This window comes from Algiphilus sp. (genome assembly GCF_965216485.1).
Lineage (GTDB): Bacteria > Pseudomonadota > Gammaproteobacteria > Nevskiales > Nevskiaceae > Algiphilus.
In genome coordinates, this window is the sequence record NZ_OZ244162.1 from 874966 (window position 1) to 887762 (window position 12797).

Sequence of the window (12797 nt, forward strand, 5' to 3'; positions counted from 1 at the left end):
GTCTGGCGGCGGGATGCCGCCAGACGGGCGAGTGGGCTTATTCGCTCAGCCGCTCGACGGTGAGGTTCGGGTCGGCCGCGATCTCCGCTTCCGTGAAGGGAAAGCGCACCCAGTCCTTCGCCGAGTAGCGTCGGGTCTGGTCCTTGTAGTGCGGGTTGGCCGGATCGGTGGACTGCGAGTAGGTCACGAAACCCTCCGCAATCGGGGTGCAGTCATTGCTGCAGCCCGGCTCCCAGGTCACGGTCTGGATGTAGCTGTTGCCGAATTTCACCGGGTACCCGGTCTCGTCCAGCGGTGCATCGCCGACCACGGTGAAGGAGCCAGTCGGGTTGCCCAGGCCGCCGAAGATCGGAATCCGTTCATCCGGATGGATACCGGAATACTGGATATCGCCCATGGGCGTATCCGGCGCGAAGCCCGCCGCATTGATGGCATTGATGGCATCGCCGAAGGCCAGCTGGACCTGCGGGTTCAGCACGTTCAGATCCCGCGGTGTGTTGACGGGGTCATTGGCGTCGAAGGGTGTCAGCCAGATCGGAACACTGGCCTGCTGGGCGCGGGTGAAGAATTCGCGCCACAGATGCCCGCCGCGGGAATCCAGATTGGTCGCCAGATCCCAGTCGGCCAGGGTCTGACAGGCTGTGGTGGCATCCACCGGACCATTCGACGACAACACGGTACCCGTGGGATTGCAGAGCTGGTCGACCACGGTGTCACGCGCCAGCCGGGCCGAGTAGAGATGGCTGGACAGGGCAATGTCCTGCAGCTGTTCCAGGGTGAAGCCGGTGTTGCCCTCCAGGCCGTCGACGACGTTGCCGATGGTCTGCGCATCGCTGCCATCGATGCGCTCTTCGGCGTGCAGGATGCACAAGCGGGTGCGCAGACTGCGCTCGGTCTCCTCGGCGCCGATGATGCGCGCGAAGCCGGTGATCGGTTCGGCCGGATTGGTCAGCCAGTAGCTGTCATTGCAGTTGGTGACATAGTCGCTGCGCCGCTGCGTGGGCAGGTTCGATGGGCCGAAAATGCCGTCTGCCGGGGCGTCATCGTCGCTGTCCCAATCGCATTCAGAGCGCGAGCCGTCGAGCACAGGAAGACCAGGCAGAAGCTGAGCAAAGACGGGGGTCAGCAGCGAAGGGCAGGTCTGGACCTTGCTGTCGGGCACATTGGGCACCACGCTCACATCGCCGTAGTACGGGTCCTGTCCCGGGCCGACTGCCACCGTGTTGACCCAAGGAATACCGAGCACGTCGCCGTGCAAGTCGATGAATTCCTCCAGGCTGTCGGCGCGGTTCCAGCGGAAGAACTGCTCGATGAGCCGGGTGTTCTCCAGATTCGCATCGCGCAGCGTATAGGCGGTGACGCCGTTCCAGGACAGTACCGGCACCCCGGATACCGAGAGTTCCAGCATCGGGCCGAAGCGCGAGCGGTACAGCGTGCGGGTCGACTCGGTCAGCGAGCCATCTGTTTCCTGGATCTGAATGCGGATGTCCTCGCTTTCCATGTCGACGAACTCGCCGTCGAAGAGGTACTGCGTGGGGTCGGCGGGGTTGAGCTTGAGTTCATAGAAACTGAAGCGGAAGGCGGTGGAGACCGTGTGGCTCCAGGCCAGATGCTCATTGAAGCCGATGAGGACCGCCGGAACGCCGTAGAGCGAGGAGCCGAAGATGTTGGCCGACGTATCGCCGGTCAGCGTGAGCTGCATCTGATACAGACGCTCGGTTCCGCGCCATGGAAAATGCGGGTTGCCGAACAGCATCGACTGCCCGTTCTGGGTGGCATCCGCGCCGAAGCCGTACATATTGCTGCCCAGGTTCTCCGGCAGCTCGAAAGGCAGCGCGTCCGCGGGAAGGGCGTCGAGCAGATCCTGCGGGTCCGGCGCGCCGCCCCCTGTTCCCGTGGCAGGGGGCGCCGCATTGGCGATTTCCGTGGGGAACACCGAACTGCTTGCCAGCACGCCCAGGCGGATGTAGCGCCGATACATGTCGCTCAGATCGATGGGTCGGACCCAGGCGGCGTTGCGGCAGCTCTGGTGGCGGCCGGCGTGCTGGCCCCGTTTGATCTCCTTCACATAGCGCGAGAAGCCGGCGGCATAGCCGCGGCTCGCCGCCTCCGCCTCGGGAAGGGCGGCATCGGCCAGCTCCTGCAGGCGCTCATCGCTGATCAGAAAGCGCCAGAAGAAATCGGAATCCACGTTGCCTGCCGTGGCGCCATTGGCATGGATGGTGTAGCTGCCGTCGCGTCCCAGAAACTCGGCGCGCTGCCCCTTGATGGTCAGGAACTCCTCGGCCAGCACGCAGAGGTTGTCGCGTGCCTGCACATAGCCGATGCCGTAGCCCAGGCTGCCGTAGTCCGCGGCCTTGATGTGCGGGATGCCTCCCGTCGTGGTGCGCACGGTGGCATCGAAACCGTCATCGCTGGCGGACCCACCATTGCCGCCGCAACCGATCATGGTGGTTGTCAGCAGCGCAGCCGCCGCCATACGGAATGTCCGTCTCCCCATCATTGCTTGCTCCTTCGCGCTTCGTTCGAGCGCTTTGTTTCGTTGATATGACAGTGCCGCATGAGCCTAGCGCATTCGTGCCGCGGAGCGCGTCGCGCTGGCACGGTCGGGCTGGATGGATTATTGTGGACCGAACGTTCCATAAAGAACTTCCCATGGCGCGACCTTTGGCCTTTGACCGTGACCGTGCGCTGCGCAGCGCCACGCGCCTGTTCTGGACGCGCGGATATCACGCCACGGCGATGCCGGCCTTGCTCGAGCAGATGGGTATCGCCCGCAGCAGCCTCTACGCCAGCTTCGGCGACAAGCGGCATCTGTTCATCGAGTGCCTGGATCTCTTCGGCCAGCAGACGGCACGTCTGGCGGATGCACCGCCGGGGGCGCCCGCGACCGACATCATCTGGGGCTTCTTCCACGCCACCCTGCGGCAGGTACCGCAAGAGCAGTTGCGCAAGGGTTGCTTGCTGGTCAACAGCACGCTCGAACTCGCGGACAGTGAGCCGGCCTTGCGCGCGCGGGCCTCGGCGCAGTTGGAGTGCATCGAAAGGCGCTTTGCTCAGGCCTTCGAAGCGGCGGAGGCAGCGGGCACACTCAAGGCGCCGCTGGATGCCGTTGCGCTGGCGCGCTACGTCATGACTGTCAATCAGGGCCTGCGTGTGCGCAGCCGTCAAGGCATGCCGCGCGAGGCGCTGTGGGAGATCCTGACCACCAGTCTGGGCCTCATCGGTCTTGCACCACCACAACCACAGGGAGACCCATCACATGCCCACTGAAGCGCCCACCGCGCCACCCATCGAGAAGCGCTACGCCACCGTCGACGGACGCCAGATCGCCTATGTCGAGCGTGGCAGTGGCGACCCCATCGTGCTACTACACGGCAACCCGACCTCTTCCTACCTCTGGCGCAATGTGTGGCCGGAGCTGGACGGCCTGGGCCGCGTCATCGTGCCCGACCTCATCGGCCAGGGCGATTCGGAGAAGCTGCCCGCTGAGGAAGGCCCGGATCGCTACAGCTTCGACGTGGCCTATCACTATCTCGATGGCCTGCTGCGCCATCTCGGCGCCGATCGCAAGGTGACCCTGGTGCTGCACGACTGGGGCAGTGGCCTGGGTTTCCATTGGGCCGCGCAGCATCCCGAAGCGGTCCAAGCCATTGCCTATATGGAGGCCATCGTCATGCCGGTGTCCTGGTCGGATTGGCCGGAGGATGCCGTTGGCATCTTCAAGGGCTTCCGATCCGACAAGGGCGAGTCGCTGATCCTGGAGCGCAACATGTTCGTCGAAGGCGTGCTGCCGAGTTCGATCATGCGCACGCTGAGCGCGGAAGAGATGGAGGCGTACCGCCGTCCCTTCCGCACGCCACAGGATCGTCAGCCCACGCTCAACTGGCCCCGTCAGATTCCCATCGACGGCGAACCGGAGCACATGGTGCGTCTGGTGGAGGACTACGGCCGCTTCATGGCGCAAAGTCCCATGCCCAAGCTGTTCATCAATGCCGAGCCAGGCAGCATTCTGACCGGGCGCCCGCGCGACTTCTGTCGCAGCTGGCCGAATCAGCGTGAGGTCACCGTGCCCGGCCTGCACTTCATCCAGGAAGATTCCCCCCAGGAGATCGGTCGCGCCATCCGCGACTGGCTCACCACCCTCTGAAATCCCGCAAGGAGCTCGCGTGTCCGATATTCCCGTCTACATCATTGCCAATTTCAAGGTGCACGATGCCGCCACCTATCGCCTCTACGAAAAGGGCTTCTTCCCACTGCTGAAGAAGTACGGCGGCAGCTTCATAACGTATGACGACGCTACCGAGACGCTGGAAGGCCCCAAGCCGCGGCAGGGGCGTGTGGTGATGTTCCAGTTTCCCTCCGAGCAAGCGGCAAAGGATTGGTATGCCGATCCCGACTATCAGGCGCTGTCCGAGCACCGCCGCGCCGGCACCGAACTAGAATTCATCACGCTGGTGCACGGCCTGCCACCGAGGACATGAAAGGATGAAGGACCACACGCCATCCACGGCAGCCAGCGAGGCTGCACTACAGAACATCAGCGCACTGATTGCCGGCTGCACCCGCAGTGAGGACGGCTGGCTGCGCGCCGAGCCGAGCAGCGCCTGGATGCAGGGCCGCAGCCTCTATGGCGGCGTGCAGGCGGCGCTTGCCGTCGAGGCCATGCGGCCTTTCGCCGAGGGACTGCCCATCCGCACGCTGCAGGCTACCCTGTGTGCGCCGGTTCCGGCTGGCCCGGTCGCCATCCACGCGCGCGTGCTGCGCGTGGGCGGCAGCACTCGCCAGATCGAGGCGCGCATCATCGAGGGCGACCAGGTGCTTGCGCTCTTCGTCGGCATCTTCGGCAAGGCGCGCGAATCGGTGGTGGCGCACGACTTCGTGGCGCCAGCCTTTGACGAAGCCAAGGGCACCGACATGCCCTTCATCAAGGGCATGATGCCGGACTTCCTGCAGCAGTTCCGGGCGCGCCTGCTGCGCGGCCATTTCCCGGGCGCCGGCAAGCCGGACACCGAACACCTCTATCGCATCAGCTTGCGCGACAGCGCCGAGCACACCGGTCTGGCCCAGCTGCTCACCATGTCCGACTTTCCGCCTCCGGTGGGGCTGAGCTGGCTGTCCACCTTCACACCTGCCAGCACCATGACCTGGATGCTCAACTTCACCGGCCATGCCTTCGATGACCAGTCGCTGGACAACTGGCTGATCGACGTCAAGCTCGACGCCGCCCACGACGGCTATACCCAGCAGACGGTGACCCTGTTCGCGCCGGACGGCTATGCCGTGGCGCGAGGCACCCAGTGCATGGTGGTCTTCGGCTAGCGCATGGTGTCGGCGGCCGGGCCCGCGCCACCGGAAGCGGGCGCTACGCGGCGAAGGTGGCGTACCATTTTGGCCACCTTCGCTGCGAACGAGGACATGCTTCGCAGCACGCACCCTGAGGCCCACGAGCCTGTCACGATGAAGATGCTTCTCCTGGTCTGTGCCGCCGGCATGGCCGTCGCCTCTTTCCCTGGCCTGGCCGCCGAAGACGGGCAGGGCGCCCATACAGGCGCGGATTCTAATGGCGCGGCTGCCGCGTTTTCCGGCTTTCGTGACTGCCCGCAGTGTCCGGAGATGGTGTTGATCCCGTCCGGAGAGGCGCGGCTGGGGAGCCCCGAGTCGGAAGCCGGCAGGGATCCGGATGAAGGGCCGCGCCAAAGCGTAAGCATTGCACAACCCCTGGCCTTTGGCCGCCACGAGGTCACTGTTGGTCAGTTCGCGGCCTTCGTCGACGCGACCGGCTATGAAACCGATGCCGAGCGCAATCTGGGTGGTGCCGAAGGCTGCCTGAGCGCGCGTGCGGTGGGTGCGCGCGGGCAGCGGATCACCTGGGAGTACGAGGCCGGTGTCAACTGGCGCAATCCGGGCTTCGAGCAGAGCGCCCAGCATCCGGTGGTCTGCGTCAGCTGGTTTGACGCCATCGAATATCTGGAGTGGCTGAGTGACAAGACCGACGCCAACTACCGACTGCCAACCGAAGCCGAGTGGGAATACGCGGCGCGCGCGGGTAGCGAGGGCGCCTTCTATTTCGGCGATGAGCTCGAAGGCATCTGTGCCCACGCCAACCACGCCGACGATGCCTACGCCCGCAGTTGGGATTGGCCAAAGGCCACGCGTGGGGCCAATTGCGACGACGGTGCCGCGCGCACGGCACCCATCGGAAGCTACCGGCCCAATGCCTTTGGATTGCACGAAATGCTGGGCAATGTCTGGGAATACACGGGCGACTGCTACATCGATACGCTGGCTGGCATGCCCGCCGATGGCAGTGTGCGGATAACGGAACCGTGCCCGCGCCGTGTCGCGCGTGGTGGCGCCTGGCGCAATCTGGTCGACCATATCCGCGCCGCCAACCGCTACCGGGTGTCGCCCGTCACGCGCAGCGATTTCGTCGGCTTTCGCGCCGTACGCGCACTGAACGGCGCCAGGCCGCCGAGCGAGTAGCCGGCAGTACCACGCGCTTTGGGCGCACGGTGTCGTCCGTCCGGTTGCGGATGTTGGGCCACCAGGTCACGAATCATTGGGGATCAGGCGGGCACGCTCTGCAGGCTGCGGATGCTCCGGTGCGAGCCCACGCGACCCGTCGAATCGCTTCAGTCCGGGGTGTGTGCGAGCAAGGGCAGCCGACGCCGGGGTTGTTTCCTGCGCACGTCTGATTGGAGCGCTGTTCGACCGTATCGGTTGATGGCCTCAGTGCCACTTGGACGCACAATCGGGCTGCCGTCTCACAGCGTCTCCCCACCCCCGCTCGTAAGAGGCCTGGGGCACAGGCCCCCGACGGCCACGCTTGACTGAACCCGTATGTCCGACGGTTCACCCGGTCTGGTACCAGAGCGGGCGATACTCCCAGCGTTCCACGAGGAAGTCGATGAAGACGCGCGTCTTGCGCGCCATGATCGGCCGGTCCGGAAAGACGACCGAAATCATGGCCGGTTGCGGCCGATGCTCCGGCAACACCTCGACAAGCTCGCCGCGCGCCAGCGCGTCGTCGACGAGGAAGCCTGCGAGGAGTGCAATACCCGCGCCGTCGATCGCTGCCTGCCGCAGCATCAGGGCATTGTCGGCGGCGAGCGTCGGACGGACCGGCACGACGATCTCGCCGGACGGCCCGGTCAGTCGCCAGACCGGACCGTTGGCCAACGGGCTGAAGTGAAGCAGGGCGTGCGCTGTAAGGTCCTGTGGACCTCGGATTTCGGGCGCTCCGGCCAGGTAGGTGGGCGCAGCGCACAGATATCGGTTGGTTTCGGCAAGCCGCCGGGTCCTGAGCCCCGTCCCGCTCGCGTGCTCCCCGATGCGGACGGCGGCGTCGAAACGGTCTCCGATGAGATCAACATAGTCGTCGGAAACGCGCATCTCGAGTTCGATCCCGGGATGAGCGCGCCTGAAGGCTGCAAGCAACGGGCCAATCGCGATCTGTCCGAAGGATGTGGGCAGAGACAGCCGCAATACGCCTGTTGGCTCGCTGGAGAACTGCGACACCATGGCTTCGGCGTCGCTCAGCCGTGACAGCAGATCCTGCGCAAGCGGAAGCAAGGCCGCGCCCGCCTCGGTCAATGTGACCGACCGGGTATGTCGGTGAAACAGCGGCGTGCCCAGCGATGCTTCGAGCGCCTTGATGTGGCGGCTGAGGATGGATGGATGCACCTGTAGCCCCTCCGCAGCGCGCGCGAAATTTAGTTTGGCCGCTACAGCGCAAAATTCCCTCAGCGCGTGCGTCGAAAGGGACGGCTCCATTGATGCTTACAGTGCAATGAATGATGCCATTTTGCACCTTTATTTCATCAACAGCATCTTTTTAGTCTGGTCGCCGCCAACCACACGAGAGGAGATCCTGGTGCGTCACCTGAGATTCGCGGTCGGCGAACAACCGCGCTGGCCCTCCTGGCCCGTACGTTGGCAACTCGTGGCGGCTCTGATGATTGCTGCGCTCCTGCCCGGCGCAATCGTCGCGCAGGTGCCATCCAAAAGAGATGCGAAAGGGCCGACAATGCACTGTTCGGCCGCGGAAACACTCCGGCGTCCCTGGATCGACGAAGCGGGCAGCCTCGCGCTTCCGCCTTCCCTCGACTGGCCGAACGGTGTTGCATTCGACGGCCAGGGCCGGTTGCTGGTGGGGGCCATCACAGCACCGCTCGTTGCGCGCTTTGAGGCGGGGCGCTGGCGCATTATGGATATTGCGGCTCCGGGCATCTTTTCCGTGACAAGCCTGACCCATGACTCCGCGCGAAATCTGGTCTGGGGGACCTCACCCGCCTTTCTCGAAGCGGACGCCGACCAGCAGCACGGGCTGTACGCGCTGGATGATGAGCGGTTGCAGGTGGTGCGTTTTCTTCGGTTGCCCGACGACGGCTTTGCCAATGACACCGAGATTGCGCCGGATGGCCGCCTGCTGGTGACCGACAGCGTGAATGGCCGCGTTCTGGCATACGATTGGATGCGTGACGAGTTTGCGACCCTGGTCGAAGACGAACGCCTCAGACCGCTGAGCCGCGTCGGGGCGGCCGGGGTGACGGTCGATCAACAGGGCCGCATCTATGTCACCAATTTTGAAACCGGGGAGGTGCTTGTCCTCGACGAGGACGTGCTACGCGCGGTCGAATTGCCGCGGACTCTGGAGAATCCCGATGGTCTCGTTCTTGTCGAGGATGGTGCACTCCTGGTGGCGGAAGGAGCCGTTCTGAGCGGCGATGGACGATTGTTGCGCATTGCCGATCCGGCCGAACCGGGTCAGCGTGCCATCGAGGTTCTGCGCGGGCGGCTGGAATCGCCGGTCAATCTGACCGTGGGGCCGGACCACACCGTCTACGTCACGGAGTCCCGCATCCGAAGGAAGATCGGCCCGAATCCGACAGACGTCAAACCCGATCGCTTCCGCGTGGTTGTTGTCGACCCGCACGCCGGCTGAAAACGGAACGCTGGCCTGGCGCTGTCTCCGGGATCAAGGGGTTGCGCGGGCGACCTGCCTGCCGATGCTCGAACCCTCCGCAAATCGAGAAGCCGGCGGTCGAAGCGCTTGAATAGGTCCGCCGTTCGGTCTCTGGAGATGGCTAGGGCAGTTGCAGCGCCTGGAGCTCAGCCTCTTCCAGCCGATAGATCAGCCCGGCACCTTCCTCCCGCACCAGCTGGAACCGACCGCTGAGCATGATTGGCTCCCATTGCACTTCGATGCCGCGTTCGGCGAAGACCTCGACGGCGCCGGCCGGGCCGCCGGGCACATGGAAGAAGCAGGAGGGTGGCGTCGACACCAGCAGGAAATGTGACTGCTCGTCGGTGGCCTCCAGCGGCAGCATGAAGCCTACGAGTTGTACGGCCTCGCCTTCCAGCCCCTGCACGGTGTCGGAGAATTGCACGTCCAGGGTGTAGTCCTGACGGTAGCGCACCCGGCTCTCGAGCAGGGTTTCCCAGCGCACGACGCCGTCGATGGCGTCCAGGCCCTGCCACTGGCGGGCGCGGTCGGCAATCACATTGAGCGTGATCTGGGCTTGTTCCTCGCCGGCACGGACGGTGACGATCTCCTCGCCGTCCTGGTCGGGCCGCACGCCAAAGGTGACTTCGCCGATCTCGTCGGTTTCGGAGGAGGCCAGTGTCATCAGTGGGCTGTCGCGTGACGTGGTGATCGACACGGTCTTGCCCACCACTGGTTCGCCGGCCGCGTCGAGCAACTGCGCCGTGATGTAGGCGGGGGTGCCGGCGAGGACATCCACCATCCAGGTGTCGGCGTCAGTCTGGTAGGCGGATTCGTTGTACAGCGTCAGTATCGGCCCGTCCGGCGCGGGTACCGACCGCACCGCATTGGGGGCGTCGGCAGGCGGTGCCATGGCGTTCATTTCAGCCTCGGTCAGCGCATTCCCCGGAGCGGTCGCGGTCTGCGGCGTGGCGGGGGTGCGCTCCGGCGCAGGCTGCACGGAAGGCGATGGGGTCTCGCCGTTGTCCGGTGCGGAGCCGCAGGCGGTGAGGCAGCAGAACAAGACGAGGGCGGGCAGACGTTGCTTCATGAATTCTCTACAGACGCATGAGGAGGGTGTGCGAGGGCGATGTTTACCCCCTATGGGGAAGGAACCTTCTTGAGTTGCGCATGCTCAAGGCGGTAGATCAATCCGGCCTCGGGATCATCGATCAACTGGAAGGTGCCCGCCAGCACGATGGGGTCCCATCGCACCGCAATGGCGGTGTCCGCGTGCACTTCGACCGCGCCGGCAGGCCCGCCGGGCACGTGGAAAAAACAGGAGGGCGGTGTCGAGACCAGCAGAAAATGGGACTGCCGGTCGCTGGGCTCCAGAGGCAGCATGAATCCCACCAGCGTGATCTGCGCCCCATCCAGCGCGCGCGCCGGCTCGGAATAGCGGACGTCGAGGGTGTAGTCCTCGCGATAGCGCACCTGGCTGGAAAGCAGGGTTTCCCAGGCGGTGATGCCGTCAGCGTCGTCCAGGCCTTCCCAGTCCAGCGCGGCGTCGTCGATCACGTTGAGCAGCATTGTCGCGGACTGTCCTCGGCCGCGCACCGTCACCGCCTCTTCTCCGGCTTCGAAAGGTCGTACGCCGAAGCTTGCCTCCCCCTGCGCGTCGGTTCTGGTGGCCTGGGCGGTGATCAGGGCGCTGCCGTCGCGGGTGGCGGCGGAGACCGTCACATCCGGCAGCGGCGCACCGGTGGTGTCGGTGAGCTGGGCTGTGATGAAGGTGGGGGTGCGGACGACCACGTCGATCATCCATTGGTCCTTGCCCACCTGGTAGGCGGCATCACTGTACAGATGCAGTCGCGCTCCGGATGGGGCTGCCGCCTGCTCGGCGCGGATGGCGGGCGGCGGTGACGACGGCGTGGCGGCGCGTTCGCCATTGCCCGTGCCACTGCCGTGCTGCGCGCAAGCCAGGGCAGGTACGCAAAGACCGCACGCCAGTGCGATGCGCGCTGCGATGCTCATGCGGACTTCAGCACGGTCGTTACGTCGCGACGATAGGCACGGATGGCGGGGACCAGCGCAGCCAATGCGCCTATGGCGGTGCCATACAGCAGCAAGGCGGTCTCCGCCGGCAGCCATTGCCAGCCGGTCAAGCCCTCGGTGGCGGCGAAGCCCAGCCACTGGCCAGCCAGTTCAGCGACGAGGTGGCCGACGAAGATGCCGAATAGCGTCCCCGCGAGGCTCAACAGCACGCCCTCAACTACGAGGCTGACCAGCACCTCCCAACGCGTGGCGCCCAGGCAACGCAGCAGCGCCAGTTCGTAGCGACGCGCCTCCAGTGCGTGATACAGCGCGATGAACACGCCCAGGCCCGCGCTGACCACGAGCAGCCAGGCGAAGGCGCGCACGCCGTCGATGCCCACGCCGAGCAGCTGCAGCATGCGGTTGGTCTGCACGGCTGGCGCCGCGGCCTGCAGCTGGGACTGGCTGTTGACCAGCCGCGGTAGGGTGGTGGCGGCAAAGGGGGTGGCGTAGTCGATCAGCAGCGTGGTGATTTCCGGGTCAGTGGGGTCGGCGGTGCCGTGTACGGCCCATACGCTTTCCACGCTGGTCAGGATCAGGCGGTCGATGACGGTGCCGGTGGCCTCCAGCACGCCGACAACGCGATAGCGGCTGTCGCCGTGCACGTGGCCCTCAGGCGAGAAGCCGTGCACGCCGGAGAAATGATCATCCAGGGTCAGGCCACTCGCGGCCACTGCGGCGCCGATGGTGGCTTCGCCGGGTTCCTGCCACAGCCGGCCTTCGCGCACATCGGCGGCGTAGAGCGCCGGGTAGGCGGCGGTGGTGCCGACAATGCGGAAGCCGCGCCAGGAATCGCCCAGGGCCTGGGGAACGGCGGTCCGCACCATGGGGTGCTCGGCCCAGCGCTGGGCTTCGGCCAGTGGGATGTTCCCGGTAGGGATATCGGCGTGGTAGATCGCCGACAGCACCAATTGACTCGGGCTGCCCTTGGCGCCGATCACCAGATCGATGCCGGCCGCATCGCCGCGCATGCGCTCTTGCAGATGGTGGCCGAACAACAGCAGCAGCACGATGGTGGCGATGCCGATGGCCATCAGTGCCGTGTTGAGGGCGGCCGCGAGCTTGTCGCGCAGCAGATTGGCCCATGCCAGAGAGAGCAGGGTCATGCGCTGGGCTCCGGCCGTGTCAGCAGGGTGGCGTCCGGAAAATGCGCGCGCAGTCGCTGATCGTGGGTCACCACAAGCAGGGCCGCGCCTTCGCGTTCGCTGGCATCGCGCAGCAGTGCGATGACTTCCTGGGCATTGTCGTCATCGAGGCTGGACGTCGGTTCATCTGCGAGCAGGATCGCGGGTTGGTTGATCAGCGCGCGCGCAATGGCCACGCGCTGTGCTTCTCCCTGCGACAGGGTCTCCGGCATGGCATGGGCGCGATGTGCGAGGCCAAGTTGGTCGAGCAGCGCCAGCGCCCGCGGGCGGTCCGCCGGCCGCCGCCCGAAGTGCTGGGCAAGCATCAAGTTCTGCAGCACGTTGACGGCGCCCACCAGATGGAGCCGCTGAAAGATCAGGCCGATGTGCTGCCCGCGGAAGCGATCGCGCGCCGCCGGGCCCAGCGCGCGCAGATCCTGTCCCGCAATGCGCAGCGATCCGGCATCGGGCAGCAGCAGGCCGGCGAGAATATGCAGCAGCGTGGTCTTGCCGCATCCGGACGGTCCCAGCAGCAAATGGGCCTGCCCGGCATCCAGATGCAGACGATCGAGCGCCAGCACGGTTTGACCCCCGAATCCATGGCGGAGCTGCTGCGCCTCGATCAGTGGGGGCATGAAGTGTTACGATATAAC

The 12797-nt window shown here is 65.5% G+C and carries 12 protein-coding genes; 6 read left to right on the forward strand and 6 right to left on the reverse strand.

The genetic code is table 11. The features are described from left to right. Positions 1-37: 37 nt before the first annotated feature. On the reverse strand, positions 38-2503 hold the full coding sequence (locus ACOOFO_RS04005) for a penicillin acylase family protein (protein ID WP_420428370.1): 2466 nt from the start codon (positions 2501-2503) through the stop codon (positions 38-40). Positions 2504-2655: 152 nt separating this feature from the next. On the opposite strand from ACOOFO_RS04005, the gene ACOOFO_RS04010 reads away from it, so the two are divergent. From ACOOFO_RS04010 to ACOOFO_RS04030, 5 genes are all read left to right on the forward strand, one after another. After that, a complete protein-coding gene (locus ACOOFO_RS04010; RefSeq protein ID WP_420428371.1) occupies positions 2656-3273 on the forward strand; it encodes a TetR/AcrR family transcriptional regulator in 618 nt (205 codons plus the stop codon). Beyond that, a complete protein-coding gene (locus tag ACOOFO_RS04015; protein WP_420428372.1) occupies positions 3263-4150 on the forward strand; it encodes a haloalkane dehalogenase in 888 nt (295 codons plus the stop codon). Before ACOOFO_RS04010 ends, ACOOFO_RS04015 begins: the two co-directional genes overlap by 11 nt. A gap of 19 nt (positions 4151-4169) precedes the next feature. Then, a complete protein-coding gene (locus ACOOFO_RS04020; protein ID WP_420428373.1) occupies positions 4170-4484 on the forward strand; it encodes a DUF1330 domain-containing protein in 315 nt (104 codons plus the stop codon). A gap of 4 nt (positions 4485-4488) precedes the next feature. Then, positions 4489-5322, forward strand: coding sequence for a thioesterase family protein (locus ACOOFO_RS04025; RefSeq protein WP_420428374.1), 834 nt, complete (start codon positions 4489-4491; stop codon positions 5320-5322). A gap of 138 nt (positions 5323-5460) precedes the next feature. After that, positions 5461-6486: a formylglycine-generating enzyme family protein gene (locus ACOOFO_RS04030; protein WP_420428375.1), complete on the forward strand. Its 1026-nt coding sequence runs from the start codon at positions 5461-5463 to the stop codon at positions 6484-6486. Positions 6487-6855: 369 nt separating this feature from the next. Here ACOOFO_RS04030 and ACOOFO_RS04035 read toward each other — a convergent pair whose 3' ends face one another. Then, positions 6856-7776: a LysR substrate-binding domain-containing protein gene (locus tag ACOOFO_RS04035; protein WP_420428376.1), complete on the reverse strand. Its 921-nt coding sequence runs from the start codon at positions 7774-7776 to the stop codon at positions 6856-6858. A 16-nt stretch (positions 7777-7792) separates the two neighbouring features. Between ACOOFO_RS04035 and ACOOFO_RS04040 the strand changes: the two genes are divergently transcribed. Continuing rightward, entirely contained in the window at positions 7793-8947 is a 1155-nt protein-coding gene (locus ACOOFO_RS04040) for an SMP-30/gluconolactonase/LRE family protein (protein WP_420428377.1), read from the forward strand. A 142-nt stretch (positions 8948-9089) separates the two neighbouring features. On the opposite strand, the gene ACOOFO_RS04045 is transcribed toward ACOOFO_RS04040, so the two are convergent. The 4 genes from ACOOFO_RS04045 to ACOOFO_RS04060 are packed head-to-tail and all read right to left on the reverse strand — an operon-like array spanning position 9090 to position 12779. Continuing rightward, entirely contained in the window at positions 9090-10037 is a 948-nt protein-coding gene (locus ACOOFO_RS04045) for an Ig-like domain-containing protein (RefSeq protein ID WP_420428378.1), read from the reverse strand. Between the two features lie 50 nt (positions 10038-10087). After that, positions 10088-10960: an Ig-like domain-containing protein gene (locus ACOOFO_RS04050; protein WP_420428379.1), complete on the reverse strand. Its 873-nt coding sequence runs from the start codon at positions 10958-10960 to the stop codon at positions 10088-10090. Then, positions 10957-12126, reverse strand: a complete 1170-nt coding sequence (locus ACOOFO_RS04055; RefSeq protein ID WP_420428380.1) for an ABC transporter permease — start codon at positions 12124-12126, stop codon at positions 10957-10959. Before ACOOFO_RS04055 ends, ACOOFO_RS04050 begins: the two co-directional genes overlap by 4 nt. Continuing rightward, positions 12123-12779, reverse strand: coding sequence for an ABC transporter ATP-binding protein (locus ACOOFO_RS04060; RefSeq protein WP_420428381.1), 657 nt, complete (start codon positions 12777-12779; stop codon positions 12123-12125). Before ACOOFO_RS04060 ends, ACOOFO_RS04055 begins: the two co-directional genes overlap by 4 nt. Positions 12780-12797: the final 18 nt, after the last annotated feature.